We start from the raw sequence: 25246 nt of genomic DNA on the forward strand, positions 1-25246 counted from the left end.
GAGGGCAGAGCGATTTTTCATAAGAATCATGCCTTGGTCTTGTTGATTAAATGACACTGCAAGCTATAAGGCGCTACGAGATTAATGACGCCAGGTCCTGTTAGTCGATGTCAACAGCCGAACGCCATCTGCCAGCGAGTGTTCGCTTGTCATTTTTGCTATTTTTAAAATGAACAGTCTGTGATCAAATGATTGGGCAGTTAAGGGTCTTTCGTCAAGCATGGTGACGGAGTTTTTGGATGGATGGTTACTATACAAAAGTATAAGTATTATGCTTCTACAGCTTTTTTTGGCTAATAATTTATATTATTCAATCGCTTGCCATAATTATGTTTTATCTCTTTTGTATAAGCGCTGACATATACTTTATGTTCTTATGATCAATCTGTTTACAAATGATCATCTGGTGGTAGATTGAAGGCACCAGTAGGCGGCTGGATAGAGTGTCTGAATATTTGTTGCTATCGGTCGCTGTGCTTCTATTGCTTGTGCGGAGAGAACCAAAATGTCTAATAAAACGCCTACTCTCAGAGTCGCGATTGGTGGTGATGAGGCTGCTTACGGCTTAAAGGAAATGCTGATTAGCCATGTTCGTGAGCTAGGCTTCGAGGTTGAAGATTTTGGCACGTTTAATGCTGAGCCGGTGCTATATCCTGACGTCGCATTTGAGGTAGCAACGGCCATTAAGGAAGGGCGTTTTGATCGTGGAGTACTGGTTTGTGGGACAGGTATTGGAGTAGCTATTTCTGCTAATAAAGTGCCTGGTATACGGGCTGCTCAAACGCATGATGTTTATTCGGCCGCTAAAGCTCAAACCAGTAACAACGCACAAATCGTGACCCTCGGGGCGAGAGTTGTGGGGCCAGAATTAGCCAAGCTAATTGTCTCCACATTTTTGAGTAATCATTTTTCTGGTGGTGCTTCCGAGTTAAAAATAGCAAAAATTGATGAGTACGAGTCTCGATTAACAACCCGCTAAGCATAAGTTGATGAGATGGCGAGACTGATTAATAGCCAGAAATTAACAATAACACCACTATGCAAGCTGTGATGACGCCGTATGTCTTCACTCCGGAGGTATAATAATGACACGCCTGTTTAATGATCCGAGTGATTTTCCTGAAGAAGCGCGCTTAGGATTAGTGGCTGCTAATCGCGATAAGTTGATGGCCGTACCCGGTGGTGTTGTGCGCAGTACGCGCAGTGAACCCGGTACGGTAGCCGTTGTAATTGGGGGGGGGAGCGGCCACTACCCCACGTTTGCTGGTTTGGTTGGGCAGGGGTTAGCGCATGGCGCCGTCATGGGGAATCTGTTCTGTTCTCCTTCCTCTCAGCAGGTTTACTCAGTGGCTAAAGCAGCCCATAACGGTGGAGGTGTGCTGCTTTCGTTTGGCAACTATGCGGGTGATGTACTGCATTTTGGTGAGGCACGAGAGCGCCTCATTGCCGAGGGCATTCCTTGTGAAATCGTGCTGGTGACTGATGATGTAGCTAGTGCACCGCTAGAAGAGATAGATAAGCGTCGTGGCATTGCGGGGGACTTAACCGTTTTTAAGGCCGCTGCTGCCGCTGCTGAAAACGGCTTGTCGCTTGAAGAAGTCGTCGTGGTGGCGAAAGAGGCAAACCGTTGCACGCGCTCTTTTGGTGTTGCCTTTGAGGGATGCACGCTGCCGGGAGCGGATGATTCCCTTTTCCATGTGCCTGAGGGGAGGATGGCTATTGGGTTGGGGATTCATGGTGAGCCTGGTATTAGTGAGGCTGATGTTCCCACCGCCGATGAACTGGCAGAAATGCTCGTTAATCGATTGCTGCAAGAGGTTCCTGAAGGTATTGCAGTCAGCGGAGCCCGCGTGGCCGTGGTACTTAATGGGTTGGGTACCGTAAAGTACGAAGAGCTATTTGTTATTTATCGCAAAGTCGATGAGCTATTGCAGAGTGTAGGCATACATATTGTAGAGCCGGATGTGGGTGAGCTGGTGACTAGCCTGGACATGGCGGGGGTTTCACTGACATTTTTCTGGCTTGATCAACAAATGGAGCCGCTTTGGACCGCTGCAGCTGATGCGCCTGGCTATCGAAAAGGCAGTGTCAAGCCCGCTGAGGCGTTAGACCCGGCTGAGGTAGAGGTCGTGGTGCAGGATACTATTCCTGAGGCCAGCGAGTCTTCTCGTAAGTTAGCGCGGGGCGTTATCGAGTCGCTGGAGGTCCTTGCCAATACCGTGAACAGCCATTGCGATTTATTGGGTCAGATTGATGCCGTCGCGGGTGACGGCGATCATGGCATCGGTATGCAGCGTGGTAGTAAAGCTGCGCTAGAAGGTGCTAACGAGGCTTTTAATAAGGGTGCAGGCGCGCAAACAGTGCTGCAATGGGCAGGGCAGCGCTGGTCAGATAAAGCGGGCGGTACATCAGGGGCTATCTGGCGGGTGATTTTGAAAGCAATGGGAGAGTCGCTAGGTAATGATAGGCCGCTCTCTGGCCAGCGCCTTGCGGCAGGTGTGATAAGTGCGCGTGATCAGGTAATGGCGTTTGGTAAGGCGGAGTTGGGTGATAAGACGCTCGTTGATGTGCTGGTCCCATTTGCCGATGCTTTATCCAAAGAGGTTGAGAAGAGCGGTGGGCTGGTGGCTTGCTGGGAAGTTGCCGCACGCGCTGCTAGCAAAGCGGCTGACGAAACGGCGAAACTGTTACCCCGAGTGGGGCGGGCACGCCCGTTGGCAGAAAAAAGTCTGGGCACGCGTGATGCAGGGGCTGTTTCGCTCGCGCTGATCATTCAAGCGCTTATCCCTGTATTGAAAAAGTGTGAGCCTAGCTGACATTATACGTTCTCGTGCGAGGTGCTCTTAAGTAGGAGCGCCTCGTTTTTAAGTACGTGCCATGCTTTTAAACAATTCCCGGATGCTGAATGAATAGTCAAGATACTGCTGACATTGACTTAATGACAGAGATTTCGACTCTCTACTATGTACAGGGGGAGACCCAAGAAGCGATCGCTAATCGGCTTGGTCATTCACGAGTACGAATAGGACGTCTGCTTAAAAAGGCACAAGCAGAGGGAATTGTTGATGTTCGAGTACGAGTGCATCCCGCTGTTAGCATTGAAATTGAGCAAGAGCTTAAGCGACGTTTTGGCCTCAAGCGGGCGCTAATTGCCCTGGATAACGCGGACCCAGATGCGCAGCGTTCAGGTGTGGCTAGCCTGGTGGCAGATCACCTATCGCGTAGCTTGATTGATGGCCAGATTGTCGCCGTTGGTATGGGGCGTAATGTAGCCGCCGTGGCAGATAACGTTTTTCAGGCAGAGGTATTAAAGGTTTCTTTTGTCTGTGCAATTGGCGGATCGCTGCGTGCAGGTGAGCATATGAACCCTGATCATATTTGTCGACGCTTGGCGAGCCGGTTTGGCGGCGATAGTGAGACACTTTACGCTCCTGCCTTGGTACAAAACGGCGATGTAAGGGACGCATTGTATGAAAATTCCACTGTTCGCCAGACGCTGGACCGTGCGCGACGCGCCGATACCGCTTTAATTGGCGTGGGCGACGTAAGTGAAGATAGCAATATGGTACGCATGGGATGGTTTTCTGCCCAAGAGATAGCCGAAGCGCGCCTGTCTGGGACGGTGGGGGATATGATGGGTTATGACTTTATCGATATCCACGGTCAGCCTTCTGATACACGCATGCAGGGGCGTGTAGTAGGCCTTAATATTCAGGACCTTACGCGAATTCCCGATGTTATTGCTATCGCTAGTGAGAATACCAAAGCTGTGGGTATTTTGGGTGCGCTTCGCACAGGCGTGATTGATACATTAGCGACCAGCGTCACTAATGCTCATACTATTCTGCGCCTTGATGAAGCGACTCAGCGCAATGTGACATAAGCAGATGCCTATCTATTGGCTTTTTGGCTGGCCTGAACGCCCAATTTATTCAGTTGCTTGGCAGCTTTGGTTATCTGCTTAATCCCTTTTTCAGTCACTTCTTTGTTTATCACTTTGTCCATGGCATATGCATTTTGGTATGCCAAGGATGTCATGTGTTAAGCAATGCATTTAATAACCCTATGATCATATGATCGAGGGTTGTTTACGTATTGCTTATATAGGGAGATTTTATGCCTTATAGGGTTTTTATTTTTTATTGTTAATAATCAATTTGTTATGGGCTTAGTCTAAAGTATGAGCATGAAAAGTTACAATATAAATTGACTCGACTATCCTTAAAGTACTTAACTCATATGTACACGGTGATATCTTTTGTAATGCACGAAAGGTTGTAAACCATAATAAGAGACATTAGGAGTGAGCAATGCGTAATGCCGATAACAACAAGCACGCTGAATTACCACTAACCATGCAAGCTGTCGTGGCCTATGCTCCAGGTGATTATCGTCTTGAGGAGGTTGCTGTTCCAGAGGCGAAAGAGGGAGAAGTGGTGATTAAGGTCGAAGCATGCGGCATCTGCGCAGGTGATCTTAAGGCATACGAAGGCGCACCCAGCTTTTGGGGAGATGATACTCAGCCCGCTTATATAAAGGCTCCTATGATTCCGGGGCATGAGTTTATAGGTCATGTAATGGCATTGGGCGACGGCGTTAAACACTTGGAAATTGGTGATCGCGTTATATCTGAGCAAATTGTGCCCTGCTGGGAATGCAGATTCTGTAACCGGGGTCAGTATTGGATGTGTGAAAAGCATGATGTCTATGGGTTTCAGAACAATGTAAATGGTGGTATGGCTGAATACATGGTCTTCCCCAAAGAAGCCATTAACCATAAGCTCCCCGATGAAATCCCGATGGAAAAAGCGGTCCTCATTGAACCCTATGCTTGTTCACTGCATGCCGTTAAACGTGCACAGGTGGAGCTGGGTGATGTCGTGGTTCTCTCCGGTGCAGGTACGCTTGGGTTAGGGATGATCGGCGCGATTAAAAAATCCGGCCCTTCGAAACTGGTAGTCCTGGATCTCAATAATAAACGGCTAGAGCTTGCCAAAGAATTTGGTGCGGACATCGTTCTGAATCCAGCTGAGGTTAATGTTGTCGACTATGTGAAAAGTATTACAGAGGGGTACGGCTGCGATATTTATATTGAGGCTACGGGAGCAGTTAAGTCGGTAGAACAGGGGCTTTATATGATTCGTAAACTTGGGCGGTTTGTTGAGTTTAGTGTTTTTAAAGAACCTGTTACTGTTGATTGGAGTATTATTAGTGACCGTAAAGAGCTGGATATATTGGGTGCTCATTTAGGTCCCTATTGCTACCCATTGGTTATTGAAGGTATTGGTAATAATGATTTTCCGACGGATCGTGTAGTAACTCATAAGCTTCCATTGAATAAATTTCATGAGGGGCTGGATCTTATGCGCAATGATCCCGATGCATTAAAAGTGGTGTTAATTCCAGACTGGAAGTAAGCCGTTAAAGATTTTTATCATAAGCATAATAATAACCGGAGTGACCATGTCAGCGACATTAAATTCGTTGCCCGCTAACAAGCGTATAAAGGTTTATGTGGTGGGTGTTTGTGCCATAGCGCTTATTGTATTAATGGCATTTGATACCAAAATTGTAAGCCTGACCGAGCTTGAGAGTGAAATGGGGTTTTCAGCAGAAAACTTTGCACAACAAAGCTTTCCTGAGATTAAAGAGTACGTAGAAACCAATGCAGTAGAAGCAACCGTGTTGGCGCCAGAGGCTCTTGAAAGTGCCGTTGCGTCAGGAGAGAAATACGGTATTCCATCTGGTATTGGCCATATTATACCGGTGACTTTAACAGGCGTGGCTGTAGACGAAAAGTCGGGCATTTATACCGTTAATGTCGCTGGTATGTCCGATGAAATTGTTGTTCGGGTACAAGCTGGGTCGGCGATTAATGGCACCGCGCTTCGCGATACCACTGGGGATATTCAATTTAGTGATTTCACCAACCAGATTGAATATCAAAATGCAGGTGCTGCTTTAAATGAAGAAATGAAGCGTCAGATACTTTCGGAAATGGCAGGGCAGGATTTAACGGGAAAAACTTTAGTGATCGCTGGCTCCTTTAACATGATTAATCCAAAGAACTGGCTAATTACTCCGGTGAGTATAGCGATCACTGACTAAGGAGTAGCTATGTATAACAATCAGAAATCGACAGCTAAAACTAAAACGACTTCACGTGAGGTGATCCTTTCTGCACGTAATGTTGAAAAACGTTTTGGTGCAGTGCAAGCCCTTAAAGAAGTCAATTTCGATATACACCGAGGGCTGGTGACTACGCTTTTTGGCGAAAATGGGGCGGGAAAATCTACACTGATGAAAATTTTGTCTGGCGTCATCCCTCAGACAGCTGGAGATATTGTTCTTGAAGGAAAAAACGTTTGCTTTTCTTCACCATCTGATGCGGAAGCATTAGGTATTACTATCATTCACCAAGAGCTAAGTTTGGCTCCTAATTTGAATGTCCGCGATAACATCTTCATGGGGCGTGAGCTTACTAAAGTTAGTGGTAGCGTCGACTATAGCGAAGAGGCACGTCAGGCTGAGCTATTAATGAAAGAGTTGGATGAGCCCATTCATCCCTTAACGCCGGTCGAAGATCTGCGTGTTGGTCAACAACAGATCGTTGAAATTGCTAGAGCGCTGTCCAAAAAATCCCGCATTCTCATCATGGATGAGCCGACTTCTGCATTAAGCGCGTCGGAGGTCGAGACACTGTTCAAAGTAGTCCGGGATCTCAAAAGCAAGGGTGTATCGATTGTCTATATCTCACACCACTTAGAGGAAGCGCTGCAGATTACAGACCATGCTGTTGTTCTGCGTGATGGCGTTATGACCGCCTATGCCCCGCGCTGCGAAATCGACCTTCAGTGGATTGTAAGGCACATGGTGGGGGAGAGCTTTGATCTTGGCTCACCCCCGGAAGGGTATGAGCAAGGAGACATAGCGCTTTCTATTCAGCACCTTTGCGTAAGTGACGATAATGTCGCAGATCGCTATGTGGTGGATGACTTGTCACTTGATGTTCGTGCGGGAGAAATAGTCTGTATTTATGGATTGATGGGGGCAGGAAGAACAGAGCTACTAGAGTGTGTTGCTGGGCGAGTAAGGCAGTCGGAGGGGAAAATACGACTCCAGTCACAAGAGATATCGCATTACAACATTGCACAGCGAATAGAAAGAGGTTTGGTGCTAGTACCGGAGGACCGCCAACGGGATGGATTGGTGGCAACCATGACAGTCGGGCGTAATTTGTCGCTGGCTAGCATCAATGCATTTACTCGCAAAGGACTTACTTCATCCAGCTTAGAGGAGGGAATGGTTGCTTCAGCCATCAATAAGGTACATATCAAAACAGATGGTGGTGAGGCTGAAATTGGCTCATTGTCTGGAGGCAATCAGCAGAAAGTTGTTATCGGTAAAATGCTGGCAACCAATCCTGACGTCTTCATGCTTGATGAACCGAGCCGAGGTATTGATATTGGCGCGAAAGCAGAGGTCTTCAAGCTGCTCAGTGAAGGGGCGCGCGAGGGCTTGGCAGTCGTTTTTACAACATCTGAAGTAAGCGAGTGCTTAAGCATACCGCATAGGGTTGTAGTGATGAGCAAGGGGCGAATCTCTGCTGAATTCGGGCCTGGCGTATCGAAGGAAGAAATTATGGCCGCTTCAGGCGAATCAGTTGCCGCGTGAGTATTCAATCGGATAGGTGTTTAACATGTCTCATTACAACAACGGATCACGAGTCAAAAAGGGCAATATTGATATCATCAAGATATTATTGGAAGGAAGGGCCTTTTTTGCATTGATCGCGATTATTATCGTCTTCTCTATTCTCTCGCCTGTTTATTTCTCGACAGGCAATTTTTTGACGATGTCCTCGCACGTAGCTGTTTTCGGTTTGCTAGGTATAGGAATGCTGTTTGTCATCCTAACGGGCGGTATAGATTTGTCGGTAGGCTCTACGTTGGCGCTGTGCGGAGTATTTGCCGGCATGCTGCTAGAAGGGGTTGAGATTGAGGCGCTTAATTTAGCGTTCTTTCCCTCCGTGTGGGTTGTTGTAGTGCTTACGTGTTTACTAGGTGGGCTAGTCGGTAGTATTAACGGTGTTCTGGTTGCCTATTTTAAAGTGCCTGCTTTTGTTGCCACATTGGGCATGTTGTATGTTGCTCGTGGGGCAGCGCTGTTGCTGACTGATGGCCTGACTTTTAATCGCTTGAGTGGTGATCCTGCATTAGGTAATACGGGGTTCGAGTGGCTTGGTTTTAACAAATTATTGGGTATTCCTGTGGGGGTTCTGATCCTCTTTTTTGTGGCTATTGTGTGCATGCTGGCGCTAAGTCGCACACCGTTTGGCCGCTGGGTCTACTCAACGGGTGGTAATGCAAGGGCGGCAGAGTTATCAGGTGTGCCTGTTAATAGAGTGAAGCTCTCTGTTTACATTATTTCCGGTGTATGCGCTGCCTTGGCTGGGATTGTTCTTGCCTCTCAATTAACGTCAGCAGGGCCCACTGCAGGAACAACCTATGAATTAACGGCAATCGCTGCAGTCGTTATAGGGGGGGCTTCACTAATGGGTGGGCGCGGCTCAGTAAGAAATACTCTGCTGGGTGCATTTGTAATTGGCTTCCTGGCAGATGGCCTGGTAATCGTTGGGGTTTCTGCCTACTGGCAAATGGTGTTTACAGGAAGTGTTATTGTTTTTGCCGTCATGCTTAATAACATTCAGTACAGTGCCAAAAATAAGTCTTCTAAAAAGTTAGAGACAAAACAAATAGATTCAAAAGATAAAAGTTCTGAAGCAACAGCCGCTTAGCGTGGTTTTGCTTAGAAGTATGGCCTGCGAAGGACTGCGCAGAAGTTCTAATAATCATAACTATGAGGTGATGTATGTTTCCAAAAAGTAAAAAGCTAGCTCTAACAGCGCTTGCCAGCATGTCAATGCTAGTAAGTGGCTCTATTGTAGCTCAGGATAAAGGGCTAATATCTATTATCGTGAATGATATGTCTAACCCCTACTGGCAAACAGAAGGAGCAATTGCTGAGCGCACCGCACAAGAATTAGGATACACAGCGAATGTCAGCTCACATGTAGGTGATACAAATACGGAAAGTAATCAGGTTGATACGGCTATTACCAATGGGGCTGAGGCTATAATTTTGGATCCTGCTAATGCAGATGGCTCCATTGGCGCTGTCCGAAGGGCTGTCGATGCAGGTATTCCTGTATTTATAATTAATGCTGAGATAAATGAACAAGGATTAGCTAAGGCTCAGTTAGTTTCAAACAACGCTCAGGGGGCTGCGTTAGGTGCGCAAGAGTGGGCAATGCAGTTGAACGGGGAAGGGACCTATATAGAATTAGAAGGTCCGCCTTCAGATAATAATGCAGCAACACGCTCTAATGGGTATGAGACTGTCCTGAGCCAGTATCCTGATCTAACCCAAGTAGCCTCTGACATCGCTAATTGGGATCGTACCCAAGGGCGCAATAAGATGCAGAGTATGCTGCGTTCTCACCCAGATATTAATGGTGTCATTAGCGGTAACGATGAAATGGCACTAGGGGCTATTGTGGCTCTCAAACAAGAGGGCCTGCTTGACGGTGTGTTAGTTGGTGGGTTCGATGGTTCACCTGATGCCGTTGATGCAGTTCGTTCTGGTGAGTTGTCTTATACTGTATTGCAGCCTGTAGCTGTCTTTGCAGAAGATGCCGTCAGAATTGCTGATAATTATATTAGTACTGGCGAAACTGGCTTGGACAATGAAAAGCAGCTGTATGACTGTATTCTTATTACACCAGATAATGTTGATGACTATATCGCACCCTTTGTACTAAAAGGATAGATGATCAGAAAGTGACCTAAAGGCCAGCCAGTTTTATACTGGCTGGCCTTTTTAATAAAGAGAAGAGTTGATGATTTATAATTATGGTTCAATTAATATCGATTATATTTATCACGTTCCTTATTTTGTTCGTCCCGGAGAAACACTTGGGTGCGATGAACACAGTGTAGGGTTAGGTGGTAAGGGGGCAAATCAATCGCTGTCAATAGCACGCGCTAATGGTATGGTAAGCCATTGGGGTAGAGTGTCTTTAAAAGATACTTGGGCGGTTGAAGAGCTGAAAAGTGCAGGAGTAGATGTATGTGATATAGAGTTAACCCAGCAGCCTAGTGGACATGCTATTGTTCAGATTGATGAGCAAGGGGAGAATTCTATAATTTTGTTCCCTGGTGTTAATCACGGTGCTGAAAAAGAACGTTTGGCATTGTTGCTATCCAAGGTTAAGTCGGGAGATATGCTGCTTATTCAAAACGAGTGTGATGGGCTTGGCTATATTATTCCGCTTGCAGCTAGCCGTGGTTGTAACGTTATATTTAATCCCGCACCCATGACCGCAGATATATCAAAACTACCCTTGGATCAATGCAAGTTACTTTTTTTTAATCGCACTGAAGCCGCTTCTTTATTAGAAATGCCGATAAAGTCGAGCGCATCAGATTTGCTCAGAAAGTTAAGGGATAAATTGGGCAGTACCGAGATAGTACTGACCTTGGGAAGCGAGGGCGCATGGTATTCATATAATAGTAAAACTTATTTTCAAGCCGCTTTACCGGTGAGAGCTATTGATACCACAGCGGCAGGTGATACCTTTGTGGGCTATTTTCTCGCAGCTCGCCAGGCGGGCGCTGAGCCACTTGAGTGCCTCAAAAGAGCAACGGCAGCCGCCGCGTTAGCCGTTCAGTACCGAGGTGCTGCCAGCAGTATTCCAAGGGCAGAAGAAGTCGATCGGTTGATGCGGCAAGAAGGGATATAAAGTGCTTTTTTAATATTTTGATGGCTAAGATTTATCCGCCCTGTGCACACGTAGGGATGCGGTTATTATGTGTATTGATGGCTAACATTAATTGGATGCGATGATATTCCGCTCGTTGGCTTTTTATTTTTTTCGCTGATCTTCCGGTCTTTTTCTTCCTCTCAGTATTTCCACATCCTGGGTTTGAGTGTGTGTTTATCTCGTACATGCTCAGACCTTGAGAGCACCCTGCCTTTCTCTCTGCGCTTCGCCATTGGTTGACCATTTGTCCATGGTTTTATTTATATTGCCTGCGGCTGTTGATACGGCATTGATTTGGCGCGTCTGTTTTATATAGTAAGGCAGTGTTTTTCGTTTATCTTTTTGTTTTTGTTGGATTTTTATATGGTTTTTTATTGTTCTGTTTTTTATATTTATTAAATTTAATGTTATTTATCATAGACTAAAGTTCTGTTTCGAGGAATATAAATTGCCTTTATCTTCAATTGGTCAACCAATTGGAGGTGACTTGCATGAGTCAAACAGCTACCGCATCGAAAGCCAGTACCGTAAAAGCGCTTCGACAGCGGGCTTATAGTATTCGCCGCCACGCTCTTCGTATGGGCGAAGTGCAAGGTCAGGGCTATGTGGGTCAAGCTCTGGGAATCGCCGATGTGCTGGCCGTTTCCTACTTTCACGCTTTAAAAATCGACCCTAAAAATCCTGAATGGGAAGAGCGGGATCGCTTTCTGCTGTCCATTGGCCACTATGCCATCGCTCTTTATGCCGCTCTGATTGAGGCAGGCGTTATCAGTGAAGACGAAATTGAAGACTACGGCAGTGATGACAGCATCCTGCCCATGTCCGGCATGGCTGCTTATACCCCGGGCATGGAAATCACCGGCGGCTCCTTGGGGCACGGTTTAGGTATCGGTGTTGGCATGGCGCTTGGACTTAAGCGCAAACAGAGCACTTCACGGATTTTTAATCTGTTATCCGATGGTGAGTTGAACGAAGGCTCCACTTGGGAAGCGGTAGCCTCAGCGGCGCACTGGAAGCTGGATAACCTGATTGCCATCGTTGATGTTAACGACCAGCAAGCCGACGACAAGTCTTCAATGGTGCTTAATTACGAGCCCGTCGCAGATAAGTGGGCGGCGTTTGGCTGGGAAACCTACCGCGTTGATGGCAACGATCTTGAAGCCGTACTTGAAGCCTTCGATAGCGCCTTGGCAAGTAACTCCGACAAGCCCCGCGTGATCATTTGCGACACCTTGATGGGCCGCGGCGTGCCTTTTTTGGAAAAACGGGATAAGAACCACTTTATTCGTGTGGATGAAAACGAATGGAGCGTGGCGCTCAAAGAGCTTGATGACGTTTACGGTATCCAGTCAGGGGAGAAATAAGATGAGCGCCAAGAAGAAGCTTAAAACATCGGCCATGATCGCCTCCATTGCGGGGGAAGACCAGCCGACTACCTCGGCGCCGTTTGGCCACGCGCTGGTCGAGGCCGCCGGTAAAAACGACAAGATCGTCGGTATGACCGCGGACTTGGGCAAGTACACCGACCTGAATATTTTCGCCAAGGCCTACCCGGATCGTTATTACCAGATGGGTATGGCCGAGCAGCTTTTGATGATGGCCGGTGCCGGTATGGCTCGCGAAGGCTTCATTCCCTTCGTGACCACCTATAGCGTATTCGCCTCGCGCCGCGCCTATGATTTTATCTGCCTGGCGATTGCCGAAGAGAATCTTAACGTCAAGATCGTCGGCGGCTTGCCTGGCCTGACCACCGGCTACGGCCCGAGCCACCAGGCCACCGAAGATGTTGCCATCTTTCGCGGCATGCCGAACCTGACGATCGTCGACCCGTGTGATGCGGTCGATATCGAGCAGTCCGTTCAGGCGATGGTGGATTTCAACGGCCCGGTATATCTGCGCCTGCTGCGGGGCAAGGTGCCGCGAGTGCTGGACCGCTTCGAAGGTTACAAGTTCGAAATTGGCAAGGCCAAGCAACTGATCGACGGTAAAGACGCCCTGATTATCTCCTCAGGCCTGATGACTATGCGGGCTATCGAGGCTTCCGACGAGCTCAAGGAGAAAGGCAAAGAGGTGGGTGTGCTGCACTGTGCCACCATCAAGCCGCTGGATACCCAGACTATTCTGGAAGAAGTGCGCCGCCACCCGGACCGCCCCGTCTTCGTCGCCGAGAACCACTCGGTAGTAGGCGGCTTGGGTGAAAGCGTGGCCTTGCTTCTAATGAAAGAGGGTGTGGCCGTCAAGTTCTACCAGATCGGCCTGCCGGATGAGTTTTTGGATGCCGGTGCGTTGCCCACCCTACATGACCGCTACGGTATTTCTACCAAGGAGGTAGTCAAAACCATTGAGCAACATGTTGCTGTAAACGTTAATTGATTCAGAAGCTTAATACGCTAGTTACAACTTACAACAAATAATCGAATTGAGAGAAACGTCATGAAAAAAACTGTTCTTGCTACTGCCATCGCCGGCGCTGTTTTCTTTGCAGGCAGTGCCACCGCCCAGCAGACCCTTCAGTTAACGCATAATGCGGCAGAGGGAAACCCCAAATGGGAGGCATCCGAGCTTTTTGCCGAATTGGTTGAGGAGAAAACCGATGGTGAGTTGATAGTTGATGTTGGTGGTAATGCCCAGTACGGCGACGATATGGAAGCCTTGACGCTCATGCGTATGGGGACTCTGGCGTTCAGTACCAATAGCCAAGGCGCAACCTCCAGCGTAGTGCCTCAATTCTCCGTGCTGGGTCTGCCTTTTCTCTTCGACTCGCTGCCCGCCGCTTGGGAGGTCATGGATGGTGAAGTGGGTGCGGAGCTGAAACGCTTGGCCGAAGAGCAGAACCTGGTACTGCTTGGGCTGTGGGATAATGGAATTCGTCACGTCAGCAACAACGTACGCCCGATTGAGACCCCGGAAGACCTGCGAGGCTTGAAGATTCGCACGCCGCCGGATGAAATGACGGTGGATATCTTTGAGGCGTTGGAAGCCAATCCTACCCCCATGAATTTCTCCGAGCTTTACATCGCGCTTGAACAGGGTGTGGTAGACGGCCAGGAAAATCCTTTGATGAATACCTACTCGTCAAGGCTCCACGAAGTTCAGGATTATATCTCGCTGACCGGGCATAAATATGAGTCCACACCACTTCTGATGAGCAAGATGATGTGGGACATGCTCTCTGCTGAGCAGCAGCAGGCGGTCCAGGAAGCGGCTGACGAGGCAGGTGAATTCAATCGCCAGGCTTCTCTTGAAGCGGATGAGCGGCTTCGTAGCTTGATCGAAGATGCCGGTGTGAATATTAATGAGGTTGATAAGGCGCCTTTTGTCGAAGCGACCTCCTCTGTTTACGATCTGTGGCGGGAAGAATATCCAGAGCTTGTGGATATGGTAGTTAACGCCGCTCAAAACGAGCAGCAGTAACGAACCGGAGGGGTTTTTCATGACGCTCTCAGACGAGAGCCGCAACAGCGAAGCCGGCTTACCGGCTTCGCTGTTAATCGGCTCGAAGAACTTGATTTATCAAGTATCCAAGTGGTTGGCGATCATTTCGATCGTGACCATTTTCGTGTCCCTGCTCTCTGGGGTGGTCGTTCGCTATCTTTTCTCGACAAACCTTGGCTGGGCGACGGAAATTCCCAACCTGTTCTTTCCTTGGTTAACGATGGGCGCCATTGTGGCGGCTGCGGCTAGAAACGAGCATATCGGGATTGAGCTGGTGGTGGAGAAGCTACCAAGGCTACCCCGGAAAGTTGTGACACTCACTGTGAATGTGATCGCGCTGGTGGCCTTCAGCACTATGGCTTATCACGGCTTGAATGTGGTGGAGATTGCAGGCGGACAGCGCTTTCCCATTACGCGTCTTGGCATGTCTTGGGCGTATTGGTCGGTGGTTGCTGGGTTTGCAGGGCTCGCACTTGTCTCGCTGATCAATAGTGCATTGGTTCTGGTGGGCGGTGAGGAGCAGTCCGACCCGCAGGTATCGCACGGGGAGGAAGGAATATGACAGTTCAAATGCTAGTGGCGTTTGTTCTTTTCTTGCTGATGGCAATGCCCGTGGGGTATTCGCTAGTCATTAGCGGTTGGGCGGCATTGTCGGTCTTCGGGCCCATGCCTTCCAGTATGGCGCTGATGAAGATTTTTCAACCAACGCAGAGCTTCCCTCTTCTGGCGATTCCTTTCTTCATTCTGTCCGGTAGCCTGATGATGTCGGGCAAACTCGGCCAGAAACTGGTCGGGTTGGCTTCGATGCTGGTGGGCAAGTATCCTGGCGGGCTGGGCCAGGTCAGCGTAGTTGGTTCGACGGTGTTCGGCGGGGTATCCGGCTCGTCCGTAGCGGAAGCTTCGGCGCTGGGTTCAATGCTCATTCCTTGGCAGAAACGCGAAGGCTACCCCGGTGCGTTCGGCGCAGCGGTCACCTCGGCTTCCTCGGTCATCGCCGGGCTAATGCCTCCGTCGATTCCACTGATTCTGTTTGCCACTGTGTCCAACAGCTCGATTGCCTCATTGTTTATTGCCGCTGTGATTCCCGCCCTGATGCTGGCGGCCGGTATGATGCTGGCTTGTTATTTTGTGGGCAAGCGCCGTGGGTTTCCTCGTCTTAAGCTCAAGCACACGCGTGCCGAGATGCGCAGCACGCTGTTTACCGCACTACCTGCACTGTTGATGCCTGTTTTTATTGTCGTACTGCTAAGAGCCGGTATTGCTACGCCCACCGAGGTCAGCATTATCGCTGTGGCTTACGCGCTGATGGTCAGCGGTATCATCTATCGCGACTTGACCGGCGAGCGGGTGATGGCCGCACTGGTCAATACGGTGATCACCACCGGTATCGTGATGCTAATAATCGCGGCGGCCAATATCATCGCCTATATCTTGACCTCGGGTGGTGTGCCGCAAGCCGTGGCCCAGTGGGCCGTCGAGTATCTTCAACACCCGATTCTGATCATTTTGGCGATCAATTTGCTCCTGCTGTTAATCGGCATGTTCTTGGATCTACCCGCTGCGATCCTGCTACTGGGACCCACGCTCGTTTCCATTGCCAACGCGATCGGCCTGGATCTGGTGCAGCTTGGCATCATGATGTGCGTGAATCTGAGTATCGGTCTGTTTACACCTCCCATCGGCACTACGCTGTTCGTCTCAGCGGCGATTGCCCGTGAGCGCATCGGCGCGGTCGTCAAGGAGCTCGCTCCGTTCTATCTGGTGGCCATTATCGTGCTGTTGCTGGTCTCTTATGTACCGGCACTGATCATCTACTGAGGTTTGGCATGCATAACATTGCTTTTGCAGGACTCGGCGCCATGGGGCGCCCCATGGCCACGAACTTGAAAAACGCCGGTTTCAGCGTGTTGGGGGTCGATGCCTTCGAGCAGGTGGAAACCGCCTTCAACGGCCAGGCCACGACAGATGAGACGAAGCACCGCCACTTGAGCGAAAGCGAGGCGCTTTTCATCATGGTGGTAAACGCCGAACAGGTACGCGCCGTGCTGTTCGGTAACCCAACGGATGACGAAGCTTCGAGCGTGATGAGTTCGCTGAAAGAGGGCGCCTGCATCGTGCAGATGTCGACCATCGCGCCGGACGACGCCGCGGGTATCGCCAGCGAAGTGGCGGCGGTGCGTCCAGACCTTCACTACGTCGACGCGCCGGTGTCCGGTGGCGTGGTGGGCGCCCAAGCCGGCCAATTGACCATCATGGCCGCTGGCAGCGAGGAAGCTCTTGGCCGATGCTCGAAAGCGTTTGATGTGCTGGGAAAGGCGGTGTTCGTCGCCGGGCCCACGCCGGGCCAGGGTGCGGCCATGAAAGCCGTCAATCAGCTGCTGTGCGGCGTGCATATCGCCGCGGCCGCCGAGGCGCTGTCGCTTGCTGAAAAGAGCGGCATCGAGGCGTCGGTCATGCTTTCGATGGTGCAGGGCTCGGCCGCTTCGAGCTGGATGCTGGGCGACCGCGGCCCACGCATGATTGCCGAACCCGGCGAGGTCACCAGCGTCGTCGATATCTTCTGTAAGGACATGGGCATTGTCTGCGACTCCGCCAAGGGCGCCAAAGCGTTCACGCCGCTGGCGGAAACCGCCCGGCAGATGTTCGTGGCAAGCTCCGAGCGGGGTGAGGGCAAGCTTGATGATAGCCAGGTCATCCGCACCTACCGACTGCTCAACGGCAAGGGATGAGGCGACCCATGGCAACGAGTTTTATATCCGTCAGTACCGCTGCCTACGATGGCTATGGGTTCGATGTGATCCTGCCTTCGCTTGCGCGGTGCGGGGTGACAAATGTCGAGTTCGCGTTTATCGATGGGTACGTAGAGGCGTTTACTGATAGCGACTTTACCGAGTCATTTGCCAACGATTTGAAAAACGAAATGCGCCGCTATGGTCAGCAGTGTCATTACTTCTCAGGCCATATTGATCTTGGGCTTGAAAACGCGGCTGCCAGGCTCGAAGCGCGCTGCCGTTTTGCGGCTTCGCTAGGCGCGAGTTTTGTCATTACTAACGCGGCCACGTGTGAGCATGAAAGCACGTTCTTTAAGCAGGCCGCTACACTGGCCGCCATAGCGCGTGAGTATGGTGTGCGTATTTTGCTTGAAAACCCCGGTAACGGGGTGCCCAACGTGTTCGATAGCTCGGCGGATGCGTTGGCGTTACTTGAACGGTTGGGTGATGAGGCCTTCGGTATTAACTACGATATGGGGAATTTGCTCTCACACTGCCCTGGGCAGAATGCCCTTGTTGATGCCCGAGCGGCCATGCCTATCGCCGATCACTTTCATCTCAAGCCCTGTGCTCGACGCAGTGATGGGTTTGATTTTGTTTCATTTGGCGAAGGTGATACAGACGACAAAGCACTCGCTGCTGTGCTGCTTGACCAAGACAAGCCGTTCTCTCTGGAGCTTCCATTTCGACTGCATCGCGATGCTGGCGCTCAGCCGTGGCGCGATGAACAACCACTGCCGCTCGATAGAATCGAATCGCAGATTTTACGCTCCCTTGAGGAGCTGGCTTTACTTACCCAATATTAATAAAAGGAAAACGTCATGCTGCTTAAAGGTAAAGTATGTATCGTGACTGGTGCTGCAGGTGAAAAAGGCATTGGCCTTAGAGCGGCGCGTCTCTTCTACGAGCACGGTGCTTCCATTGTTATTTCCGACATCAATGAGGCAGCCTGCGAGAAGGTACGCAGCGAGTTTGATGCTGACCGCTCGATGGTCGTAACAGGTAACGTGGTAAGCCGTGATGACTGCTTCAGCCTAGCGAAAGCCGTGATGGAAAGGTTTGGCAGAATTGATGTGTTGGTCAATAACGCTGGTATCACTCAGCCGGTTAAGTTTGAAGAGATTACGCCAGAAGATTACGACCGTATTTTGGACGTTAACCTGCGTGGCATGATGTATATGTCGCAAGCTGTCGTGCCGCACATGAAACAGAGCGGAGCTGGGTCTATCATCAATACATCATCGGTTTCTGCACAGCGAGGCGGAGGTATCTTCGGTGGCCCACATTATAGTGCGGCCAAAGCCGGTATGCTGGGGCTTGGCAAAGCCATGGCGCGCGAGCTCGGTGCATCTGGCATTCGCGTTAACTCCGTAACGCCTGGCTTGATTGCCACCGACATTACTGCTGGCAAACTTGATGATCAAATGAAGGCTAAAATTCTGGAAGGTATTCCGCTAGCTCGCTTGGGTGGGCCTGCCGATGTTGCCAACGCTTTCCTTTTCCTGGCAAGCGATCTCTCAAGCTACATGACAGGGACAACCCTGGATGTGAACGGCGGTATGCACATTCATTGACTATGATAAGCTACCCTTATGCTTAAAATACGGTATAGGGGTAGCACTTGGATGACGCTATGAGCCAAATGGATCCGAATCTTTTGGATAGGCTTAAGGAGTTTGTTTCTGTCTCCGAACTTTCCCGGGATGGCCGGTTAAAGCTCCCGCCAGAAAGAGCGCTCTGTGAGCACTTTGATATGCATCGCTCATCGGTACGGAATGTACTTTCAGTGCTGCATAGCCTTGGGTTCATTGAACGCAAGCAGGGCAGTGGTACCTTCCTCAAAATGCCGGAGCCGGTGTTTATGCAGCTCTACTTTGAGCTGGCACTAAAGCTTAACTATATCTCTGTTGATCATCTGGAAACTGCCCGGGAAATGTTTGAAAAAGAGATTGTCCAGGCAGCCGCTGTCAACCATCAGGCCCATGAGCTAGAGCAGCTTGAAAGGCTCTGTAGCAAGATCGTTAATTCCACCGATGTACTTGAAGGTATTCAGGCGGATTACGAGTTCCATGAGCTGTTGGCGATTATGGCCAAAAATCCCGCTGTGTTGATTATTTTTCAAGGGCTGTCATCGGTGCTTAAAAAAGTACTCCATCAGCGCAGAGTTCTTGCCAGGCAGTCAAAGGGTGCACAAAAGAAAACCAACGAGACCCATATCGCGCTTGTTGATGCTGTTAAAACCCGTGATCGCGAGTTGGCACGCCAAGCCATGCACGACCATTTTGAGACTTGGAATCAGCAGACATTACGCTCCTTCCCCCAAGAGAAAGCGTCTGCTTTTTCGATAGAGTAAGCACTTATATTCCAAGGCAGCGGAGCTGTTTTGATAGCCAGCGTAGCGTTGCTGCCTGTCTGATACACGTCAGTGTCAGTCTCCACAGCGATGGCACTGGCAATTCTGCAAGCAGCTTCGTTCTCCTGGTTATTGGTGTCCTTGTATAGCCCAGTCAGTGATAAACTATCGATATATTTAGCGGGTTAACAAACCAACCCGCTGGGGTAGGTTGCGGTAGCGAGGGCTGGTGTGAAAGGTGTTGTAAGTACAAGAAGTGCAAAAGGACTGTTAACGTCGCTCATCGTTGGTGCGATAGGCGGCACGATTTTTCAACTTACCGGTTTACCGCTTGCCTGGATGCTTGGCCCTCTGGTTGCCAATCTGCTGGTTTCCTCTCGGGGCGTTAACGTTGTAGTGCCGGAGCGACTGCGCAATGTTTTTCTCGCTGTTATGGGGTTGGTGTTAGGCAGCCAGGTGACACCGGAGCTCGCTCAGCGGGTGGTCGATTGGCCAATATCAGCCGTGCTATTGCTGGCGGGCATTAGCGCCTCTACGGTAGTGGCCTCGGCCTGGTATCGGCGCTGTGGGTTTGATTCTGTCAGCGCCTGGTTTGCCGCCGCTCCTGGCGCCATGACGGCGATGATTATCCTGGGCGACAAATGTGGCGGTGACCCTCAGCGTATTGCTATTGCCCAGTCGCTTCGCGTGATTTTGGTGATTTTAGTGTTACCTCCTCTTTTTTGGGCCTACGAGGGCGGGGAGGGTGGCATGGCGTTGCGGGCCAATGAGTTTGAACATGCCTGGATGCTATTGCTTATTCCTCTGCTACTGCCGCTCGGGCGCTGGCTACGTTTTCCTACCCCCGCCTTATTGGTACCGTTGCTTACCGCTGCACTGCTTTCAGGGTTTGATATTGCCAGTCTTCGCTTGCCTGACTGGGGAATGAACCTGATGCTTTGGGTATTGGGCAGCGCAATCGGTTCTCGTTTTAAAGGCATGACGCGACGGTTGTGGGGGCGCTATTTATGGCAGTCAGGCATTGCCACGCTGTTGGCGCTTATGGTGTTGGCCTTGTTTGCCGAATTGATTCATCAGTTTGTGGGCGTTGGCCGTGATGTCGCTCTGCTGGCGCTAGCACCCGGCGGGGTTGGCGAGATGGCCATTTTGGCGGTGGCGCTTAATATTGACCCGGTATTCGTCGCATTTCATCACCTTCTTCGCATGGTGACGTTGATGGTTTTTGCGCCATTTTGGGCTCGTTGGCTTTTACGGCATCAGGCATCTAACCCTACTAATGATCGATAAGTAACGTAAGGAACGTTCATGTTTTCTCGTATGCTGCAGCCGCTATTTCGTTACTTTGAAACGCGCGTAGATCCTTACCCCATGGAGGATGTGCAAACACCGCCTAAAGGTCTGTTGCCCTTCATCAAGCACTTCTCGCGCCCGGTATTGCCGTTGCTGATTGCCATGACGCTATTTACTGCGCTGGTGTCATCTGCGGAGGTGGTTTTCTTTAACTATATGGGGCAACTGGTTGATTGGCTGGGCAATGTAGAGCGTGAAGGCTTTTGGGCTGCGAATGGGCTTTGGTTGACCGGGGTAGGTGTGTTGATGCTTGTGGGGCTGCCGCTGCTGGTGCTGGCTCAATCGTTGGTTACTCATCAAAGTATCTTCGGCAATTACCCGATGATTGGCCGTTGGCTCTCGCATCGTCATATGCTCAATCAAAGCCTGGCTTTTTATCAGGACGAGTTTGCCGGGCGGGTGTCCCAAAAAGTGATGCAAACCGCCCTGGCGATCCGCGAAACGGTCACCAAGGTGATGGGCCTTTTGGTCTATGCCATTGTGTACTTCACCGGTGCGGCGATTTTGTTGGGGCGGGCCGATTTATGGCTATTGCTTCCTTTGGGGCTTTGGCTTGTTGGGTATCTGGCCATCATGCGCTTTTTTGTTCCTCGGCTGCGTGATGTGTCCATGGCGCAGGCCGATGCCCGCGCGCAGATGACTGGGCGCGTGGTCGACAGCTACAGCAATATTCAAACCATAAAGCTATTTGCGGATACCGAGCGTGAGCAGCGCTATGCACGCGATGCCATGGAGGGGTTCATGGAAACCGTGCACCGACAGATGCGTTTGGTGACCATTATGAGTGTCAGCCTAACGCTACTAAATACCGCGCTGCTGGTAGGCACGGCAGGTATGGCGATTAGCACCTGGTATTACGACGCCATTTCGCTAGGCGTATTAACCATCGCGATTGCGCTGGTGATGCGCATTCGCTTTATGTCTGACTGGATTTTATGGGAAGTGGCGGGCTTGTTTGAAAATATTGGTACGGTACAGGATGGCATGAACACTATTGCCCGCGAACCGACCATCAGTGATGTGCCCAATGCGCCCGCCCTCCATGTACCGGCGGGTAAAATTCATTTTGATGCGCTGCGCTTTGGCTACGAGCAGGCCAAAGGCGAAAGTCGAACCGTGTTTGATGGGTTGAACCTGACAATCGCCCCTGGTGAGAAAATTGGCCTGATTGGTCGTTCAGGCGCGGGTAAATCGACCCTCGCTAACCTGCTGCTGCGTTTTTATGATGTTCAGGGCGGGCGCATTCTTATCGATGAGCAGGACATTGCTCAGGTCACGCAAACCTCGTTGCGTCACCAGATTGGCATGGTGACCCAGGATACCTCGCTTTTGCACCGTTCACTGCGCGATAACATTCGCTACGGCACCCCACAGGCAGATGATGAAGCGGTATGGGCCGCCGTATGCCGTGCCCATGCGGATGCGTTCATTAACGATCTGGTGGACCCTCAGGGGCGTCGTGGGTTAGACGCACATGTGGGCGAGCGCGGCGTTAAGCTCTCGGGCGGCCAGCGCCAACGTATTGCCATCGCGCGCGTGCTGTTGAAAAACGCGCCTATTTTGGTATTGGATGAAGCCACGTCGGCGCTGGACTCTGAAGTGGAAGCCGCCATTCAAGAGCAGTTGGATACGTTAATGGAAGGCAAAACGGTTATTGCTATTGCCCATCGTCTCTCTACCATTGCAATGCTTGATCGACTGATCGTGGTCGAGCAGGGGCGTATTGTAGAAAGCGGCACGCATACCGAATTGCTCGCTCAAGACGGTATTTATGCGGGGCTATGGAAGCGCCAGTCGGGCGGCTTTCTTGGGGTCGATATGTGATGTTTCTGATCCTCTGCTAACGTGTTCCAGATGACAGCTAACCCAGGAGATCGACAATGCAAGTGGTAACGCTACAGGCCCCAGGCGGGCTGGATAAACTTAATGTGCAGGATGCCACGGCACCTGGCGCACCTGCAGCGGGTGAGATTCGCGTACGCATTTATGCAAGCTCGCTGAATTTTCATGATTACGGCGTAGTGGCGGGCAAAATGCCGACCGCTGACGGCCGTATTCCCATGTCGGATGGGGCGGGTATTGTTGAAGAGGTCGGTGAGGGAGTATCCGAGTTTTCAGTGGGTGATCGCGTGGTATCGACGTTCTTCCCCTACTGGTTGGAAGGCCCTGCACGCATTGGGGATTTTACGACGACGCCTGGCGATGGTGTTGATGGCTACGCCTGTGAACAGGTGGTTCGCCCGGCACAGTGGTTTACCCATCAGCCCAAGGGGTATAGCCATGCTGAGTCGGCAACGCTCACTACCGCAGGGTTAACGGCATGGCGTGCACTTGTGGTGGATGGCGGCTTGAAAGCAGGCGATACGGTTTTGGTGCTGGGCTCTGGTGGTGTATCCATATTTGCGTTGCAGTTTGCACGTATGATGGGCGCCCACGTTATCGCAACGTCATCTTCCAACGCGAAACGCGAGCGGTTACGTGAATTGGGTGCTACCCATACGATTAACTACAAGGAAACCCCTGAATGGGGCAAGCAGGTTAATGAGCTGACGGATGGTCAAGGCGTTGATCATATTGTCGAAGTAGGCGGACCTGGCACGCTACCGCAATCTATCGAAGCGATCAAAATTGGTGGGCATATCTCACTGATTGGTGTGCTGACGGGCCGCCAGGGTGACATTCCAACGGTGAAGCTAATGGCGAAGCAGGCGCGTTTGCAGGGCCTGATTGTGGGCAGTCGTCGCCATCAGATAGAGATGATCAAGGCTATTGAGGCTAACGATATGCGCCCCGTGATTGATCGGGAGTTTGCATTAGCCGAGATTGCGGAGGCTTTTCGCTACCAGGAGGCAGGCAAGCATCTAGGAAAAATTTGTTTAACGTTCTAAAAGCGTTGACGTGTGACCTTTACCAGCACTACCCACAAGGAGGTGCTGGTAGAGCAAGGTGGTTATTCTGCTAAACGGCTATACACGACGCCCTTGATTTCAAGCTCCCAGATATGCTCATAAGGCACGGTGATGCTATCCACCTCATCAGGATCATCGTGACTTTTGTGTAGCTGCTGTTCGGGAATGACCGTTGCATCCATTTTGCGGGCGAGCTGAATGCGCGCACTAAACCGGTTGCCAGCCTGGTCAATAAGAACGCGCTCTCCCGACATGCATTTTTCAAGCTTGGCATAGAGCTCTGCCTCGCTAACATGAACAATACTCATGGTCGCCTCCTGCGTAACATGAAATGGTTGCGGATAATGGTTATCTCTGAAGATGTCATTTTAGTCGATAAGTTCGAATAGCTCCGCAGAGATTTATCCTCAAGATACTAACCTTGTTCTTGTGTAATGTATTGACCGTAAACCTCAGATCGTTCGTTGTTTGATGGCGCCTACTTATCAAGCGTCTGTCCATACAGAGCGACAGCGTTTGGCGGTGTACTGCCGAGGCAGTGAGGTGTGGCAGCAGTTTTTGTTTATTACCGACCTAACCGTGCAGGGGAAGCAGGTGCTGAGCGATGCCGGTATTAACCCCGCGCTGTTGTCACCGAATGCTGCGCTGGGTGGTCATGCGGTATTGGCCGTCAGCAATACGCTGACGGCCACTTTAAACGTACCGAGCGTGCTATTTACGCTGTCTCTTCGGGTAGCTCAGCGCTGTGGAAGACGTTTTGTACATCGTCCAGGTCGGTGAGCATGCCCACAAATTTTTCAAATAGCGCCACGTCATCGCCTTCGAGCGGCGTGGTATTTTGCGGCAGAAACTGAATCTCATCAATTTCAAAATCGAGCTCACCGAATGCATTCAGCAGGGCTTGCTTGGCTTTAGCATATTCGGTGTGTGGCGCATAAACTGTAATACGCGCTTCTTCCTGCTCAATGTCGGTCACATCAACATCGGCTTCCATTAGAGCTTCAAGCACCGCCTCTTCTTCCTGGCCGACAAACGCAAAAATCGCGCAGTGATCGAACATGTGGCTAACGCTGCCGGGGGTGCCAATCTTGCTTTTCGTTTTGGTAAAGCAACCGCGTACATCGCCAAAGGTGCGGTTAGGGTTATCGGTTAAACAGTCGACAATCACCATGGCGTTACCGGGGCCAAAGCCTTCGTAGCGTGCTGGCGAGAAGTCTTCTCCACCTGCGCCGCTGGCCTTGTCTAGCGCTTTATCAATAACGTGCGAGGGAACCTGCTCTCTTTTTGCACGCTCTATTAAACCGCGCAGGGCAAGGTTACCGTTCGGGTCGGAGCCGCCTGCTTTTGCAACAACGTAAATTTCACGCCCGTATTTGCTGTAAACCTTGGTTTTTGCGTCGGCCGTTTTAGCCATCGATTCTTTACGGTTTTGAAACGCCCTACCCATATCGGAGTCCTTTATTAGCCGTGCCACGCCTGTCTTGACAGCAGGCGTCATTTTCATCGAAAAAGGGGCAAATTTTACCCAACAGCGTACCATGCTAACAGCGTTATTTAAGAGAGACGACGTTATACAGCAAGCAACTCAGCCGGTAACGGCATTGGC

At 50.6% G+C, this 25246-nt stretch carries 24 protein-coding genes; 22 read left to right on the forward strand and 2 right to left on the reverse strand.

What is annotated here, in order from left to right; all coding sequences use genetic code 11:
* Window positions 1-505 precede the first annotated feature (505 nt).
* The 21 genes from ACT3T7_RS05050 (at window position 506) to ACT3T7_RS05150 (ending at window position 23619) form a co-directional block, all read left to right on the forward strand.
* The gene (locus ACT3T7_RS05050; RefSeq protein WP_193054755.1) at window positions 506-979 is read left to right on the forward strand and encodes an RpiB/LacA/LacB family sugar-phosphate isomerase; all 474 of its coding nucleotides are present in this window, start codon (window positions 506-508) and stop codon (window positions 977-979) included.
* Window positions 980-1085: 106 nt separating this feature from the next.
* The gene (locus tag ACT3T7_RS05055) at window positions 1086-2816 is read left to right on the forward strand and encodes a dihydroxyacetone kinase family protein (protein WP_193054756.1); all 1731 of its coding nucleotides are present in this window, start codon (window positions 1086-1088) and stop codon (window positions 2814-2816) included.
* Window positions 2817-2905: 89 nt separating this feature from the next.
* The gene (locus ACT3T7_RS05060) at window positions 2906-3883 is read left to right on the forward strand and encodes a sugar-binding transcriptional regulator (RefSeq protein WP_193054757.1); all 978 of its coding nucleotides are present in this window, start codon (window positions 2906-2908) and stop codon (window positions 3881-3883) included.
* A gap of 427 nt (window positions 3884-4310) precedes the next feature.
* On the forward strand, window positions 4311-5417 hold the full coding sequence (locus ACT3T7_RS05065) for an MDR/zinc-dependent alcohol dehydrogenase-like family protein (protein ID WP_193054758.1): 1107 nt from the start codon (window positions 4311-4313) through the stop codon (window positions 5415-5417).
* Window positions 5418-5463: 46 nt separating this feature from the next.
* Window positions 5464-6108, forward strand: coding sequence for a DUF2291 family protein (locus ACT3T7_RS05070; RefSeq protein WP_444630246.1), 645 nt, complete (start codon window positions 5464-5466; stop codon window positions 6106-6108).
* A gap of 9 nt (window positions 6109-6117) precedes the next feature.
* Complete coding sequence (locus tag ACT3T7_RS05075) at window positions 6118-7674, forward strand: sugar ABC transporter ATP-binding protein (protein ID WP_444630247.1); 1557 nt, start codon at window positions 6118-6120, stop codon at window positions 7672-7674.
* Between the two features lie 25 nt (window positions 7675-7699).
* Window positions 7700-8797, forward strand: coding sequence for an ABC transporter permease (locus ACT3T7_RS05080; protein WP_193054761.1), 1098 nt, complete (start codon window positions 7700-7702; stop codon window positions 8795-8797).
* Between the two features lie 74 nt (window positions 8798-8871).
* Window positions 8872-9828, forward strand: coding sequence for a D-ribose ABC transporter substrate-binding protein (locus ACT3T7_RS05085; RefSeq protein WP_193054762.1), 957 nt, complete (start codon window positions 8872-8874; stop codon window positions 9826-9828).
* Between the two features lie 70 nt (window positions 9829-9898).
* Complete coding sequence (locus tag ACT3T7_RS05090) at window positions 9899-10801, forward strand: ribokinase (protein ID WP_193054763.1); 903 nt, start codon at window positions 9899-9901, stop codon at window positions 10799-10801.
* A gap of 512 nt (window positions 10802-11313) precedes the next feature.
* Window positions 11314-12186 (forward strand): transketolase, encoded by an 873-nt coding sequence (locus ACT3T7_RS05095; RefSeq protein ID WP_444630248.1) that lies wholly within the window; start codon window positions 11314-11316, stop codon window positions 12184-12186.
* Window position 12187: 1 nt separating this feature from the next.
* Window positions 12188-13195, forward strand: a complete 1008-nt coding sequence (locus tag ACT3T7_RS05100) for a transketolase family protein (protein ID WP_444622539.1) — start codon at window positions 12188-12190, stop codon at window positions 13193-13195.
* 60 nt (window positions 13196-13255) lie between these two features.
* Window positions 13256-14236 (forward strand): TRAP transporter substrate-binding protein, encoded by a 981-nt coding sequence (locus ACT3T7_RS05105; RefSeq protein WP_193054766.1) that lies wholly within the window; start codon window positions 13256-13258, stop codon window positions 14234-14236.
* Window positions 14237-14255: 19 nt separating this feature from the next.
* Entirely contained in the window at window positions 14256-14819 is a 564-nt protein-coding gene (locus tag ACT3T7_RS05110) for a TRAP transporter small permease (protein ID WP_193054767.1), read from the forward strand.
* Window positions 14816-16075 carry a TRAP transporter large permease gene (locus ACT3T7_RS05115; protein ID WP_444630249.1) on the forward strand — a complete coding sequence of 420 codons (1260 nt, stop codon included), beginning with the start codon at window positions 14816-14818 and terminating at the stop codon, window positions 16073-16075. Before ACT3T7_RS05110 ends, ACT3T7_RS05115 begins: the two co-directional genes overlap by 4 nt.
* Before the next feature lie 8 nt (window positions 16076-16083).
* Window positions 16084-16986 (forward strand): NAD(P)-dependent oxidoreductase, encoded by a 903-nt coding sequence (locus ACT3T7_RS05120; RefSeq protein WP_444630250.1) that lies wholly within the window; start codon window positions 16084-16086, stop codon window positions 16984-16986.
* Between the two features lie 8 nt (window positions 16987-16994).
* On the forward strand, window positions 16995-17834 hold the full coding sequence (locus ACT3T7_RS05125; protein WP_444630251.1) for a sugar phosphate isomerase/epimerase family protein: 840 nt from the start codon (window positions 16995-16997) through the stop codon (window positions 17832-17834).
* A 15-nt stretch (window positions 17835-17849) separates the two neighbouring features.
* Window positions 17850-18602, forward strand: coding sequence for an SDR family NAD(P)-dependent oxidoreductase (locus ACT3T7_RS05130; RefSeq protein WP_444630252.1), 753 nt, complete (start codon window positions 17850-17852; stop codon window positions 18600-18602).
* A gap of 59 nt (window positions 18603-18661) precedes the next feature.
* Complete coding sequence (locus ACT3T7_RS05135) at window positions 18662-19381, forward strand: FadR/GntR family transcriptional regulator (protein WP_444630253.1); 720 nt, start codon at window positions 18662-18664, stop codon at window positions 19379-19381.
* 231 nt (window positions 19382-19612) lie between these two features.
* Window positions 19613-20668, forward strand: coding sequence for an AbrB family transcriptional regulator (locus ACT3T7_RS05140; protein WP_444622544.1), 1056 nt, complete (start codon window positions 19613-19615; stop codon window positions 20666-20668).
* A gap of 18 nt (window positions 20669-20686) precedes the next feature.
* Complete coding sequence (locus ACT3T7_RS05145; RefSeq protein ID WP_444630254.1) at window positions 20687-22555, forward strand: ABC transporter ATP-binding protein; 1869 nt, start codon at window positions 20687-20689, stop codon at window positions 22553-22555.
* A 56-nt stretch (window positions 22556-22611) separates the two neighbouring features.
* Window positions 22612-23619: a zinc-dependent alcohol dehydrogenase family protein gene (locus ACT3T7_RS05150; RefSeq protein ID WP_444630255.1), complete on the forward strand. Its 1008-nt coding sequence runs from the start codon at window positions 22612-22614 to the stop codon at window positions 23617-23619.
* Window positions 23620-23681: 62 nt separating this feature from the next.
* Here ACT3T7_RS05150 and ACT3T7_RS05155 read toward each other — a convergent pair whose 3' ends face one another.
* On the reverse strand, window positions 23682-23948 hold the full coding sequence (locus tag ACT3T7_RS05155) for a hypothetical protein (RefSeq protein ID WP_172117262.1): 267 nt from the start codon (window positions 23946-23948) through the stop codon (window positions 23682-23684).
* A 163-nt stretch (window positions 23949-24111) separates the two neighbouring features.
* Here ACT3T7_RS05155 and ACT3T7_RS05160 point away from each other — a divergent pair, with 163 nt between their 5' ends.
* Window positions 24112-24420 carry a hypothetical protein gene (locus tag ACT3T7_RS05160; protein WP_444630256.1) on the forward strand — a complete coding sequence of 103 codons (309 nt, stop codon included), beginning with the start codon at window positions 24112-24114 and terminating at the stop codon, window positions 24418-24420.
* On the opposite strand, the gene ACT3T7_RS05165 is transcribed toward ACT3T7_RS05160, so the two are convergent.
* Window positions 24356-25087 (reverse strand): YebC/PmpR family DNA-binding transcriptional regulator, encoded by a 732-nt coding sequence (locus ACT3T7_RS05165; protein WP_444630257.1) that lies wholly within the window; start codon window positions 25085-25087, stop codon window positions 24356-24358. The genes ACT3T7_RS05160 and ACT3T7_RS05165 overlap by 65 nt on opposite strands.
* Between the last annotated feature and the right edge of the window lie 159 nt (window positions 25088-25246).

Origin of the sequence: Halomonas sp. 111 (assembly GCF_052379685.1) — a bacterium.
GTDB classification, from domain to species: Bacteria; Pseudomonadota; Gammaproteobacteria; order Pseudomonadales; family Halomonadaceae; genus Vreelandella; species Vreelandella citrativorans.

What these genes read in the sequence shown, in the direction of transcription:
- ACT3T7_RS05050 (WP_193054755.1), top strand. Translation starts at nt 506, where the DNA reads ATGTCTAATAAAACGCCTACTCTCAGAGTCGCGATTGGTGGTGATGAG.
- ACT3T7_RS05055 (WP_193054756.1), top strand. Translation starts at nt 1,086, where the DNA reads ATGACACGCCTGTTTAATGATCCGAGTGATTTTCCTGAAGAAGCGCGC.
- ACT3T7_RS05060 (WP_193054757.1), top strand. Translation starts at nt 2,906, where the DNA reads ATGAATAGTCAAGATACTGCTGACATTGACTTAATGACAGAGATTTCG.
- ACT3T7_RS05065 (WP_193054758.1), top strand. Translation starts at nt 4,311, where the DNA reads ATGCGTAATGCCGATAACAACAAGCACGCTGAATTACCACTAACCATG.
- ACT3T7_RS05070 (WP_444630246.1), top strand. Translation starts at nt 5,464, where the DNA reads ATGTCAGCGACATTAAATTCGTTGCCCGCTAACAAGCGTATAAAGGTT.
- ACT3T7_RS05075 (WP_444630247.1), top strand. Translation starts at nt 6,118, where the DNA reads ATGTATAACAATCAGAAATCGACAGCTAAAACTAAAACGACTTCACGT.
- ACT3T7_RS05080 (WP_193054761.1), top strand. Translation starts at nt 7,700, where the DNA reads ATGTCTCATTACAACAACGGATCACGAGTCAAAAAGGGCAATATTGAT.
- ACT3T7_RS05085 (WP_193054762.1), top strand. Translation starts at nt 8,872, where the DNA reads ATGTTTCCAAAAAGTAAAAAGCTAGCTCTAACAGCGCTTGCCAGCATG.
- ACT3T7_RS05090 (WP_193054763.1), top strand. Translation starts at nt 9,899, where the DNA reads ATGATTTATAATTATGGTTCAATTAATATCGATTATATTTATCACGTT.
- ACT3T7_RS05095 (WP_444630248.1), top strand. Translation starts at nt 11,314, where the DNA reads ATGAGTCAAACAGCTACCGCATCGAAAGCCAGTACCGTAAAAGCGCTT.
- ACT3T7_RS05100 (WP_444622539.1), top strand. Translation starts at nt 12,188, where the DNA reads ATGAGCGCCAAGAAGAAGCTTAAAACATCGGCCATGATCGCCTCCATT.
- ACT3T7_RS05105 (WP_193054766.1), top strand. Translation starts at nt 13,256, where the DNA reads ATGAAAAAAACTGTTCTTGCTACTGCCATCGCCGGCGCTGTTTTCTTT.
- ACT3T7_RS05110 (WP_193054767.1), top strand. Translation starts at nt 14,256, where the DNA reads ATGACGCTCTCAGACGAGAGCCGCAACAGCGAAGCCGGCTTACCGGCT.
- ACT3T7_RS05115 (WP_444630249.1), top strand. Translation starts at nt 14,816, where the DNA reads ATGACAGTTCAAATGCTAGTGGCGTTTGTTCTTTTCTTGCTGATGGCA.
- ACT3T7_RS05120 (WP_444630250.1), top strand. Translation starts at nt 16,084, where the DNA reads ATGCATAACATTGCTTTTGCAGGACTCGGCGCCATGGGGCGCCCCATG.
- ACT3T7_RS05125 (WP_444630251.1), top strand. Translation starts at nt 16,995, where the DNA reads ATGGCAACGAGTTTTATATCCGTCAGTACCGCTGCCTACGATGGCTAT.
- ACT3T7_RS05130 (WP_444630252.1), top strand. Translation starts at nt 17,850, where the DNA reads ATGCTGCTTAAAGGTAAAGTATGTATCGTGACTGGTGCTGCAGGTGAA.
- ACT3T7_RS05135 (WP_444630253.1), top strand. Translation starts at nt 18,662, where the DNA reads ATGAGCCAAATGGATCCGAATCTTTTGGATAGGCTTAAGGAGTTTGTT.
- ACT3T7_RS05145 (WP_444630254.1), top strand. Translation starts at nt 20,687, where the DNA reads ATGTTTTCTCGTATGCTGCAGCCGCTATTTCGTTACTTTGAAACGCGC.
- ACT3T7_RS05150 (WP_444630255.1), top strand. Translation starts at nt 22,612, where the DNA reads ATGCAAGTGGTAACGCTACAGGCCCCAGGCGGGCTGGATAAACTTAAT.
- ACT3T7_RS05155 (WP_172117262.1), bottom strand. Translation starts at nt 23,948, where the DNA reads ATGAGTATTGTTCATGTTAGCGAGGCAGAGCTCTATGCCAAGCTTGAA.
- ACT3T7_RS05160 (WP_444630256.1), top strand. Translation starts at nt 24,112, where the DNA reads ATGGCGCCTACTTATCAAGCGTCTGTCCATACAGAGCGACAGCGTTTG.
- ACT3T7_RS05165 (WP_444630257.1), bottom strand. Translation starts at nt 25,087, where the DNA reads ATGGGTAGGGCGTTTCAAAACCGTAAAGAATCGATGGCTAAAACGGCC.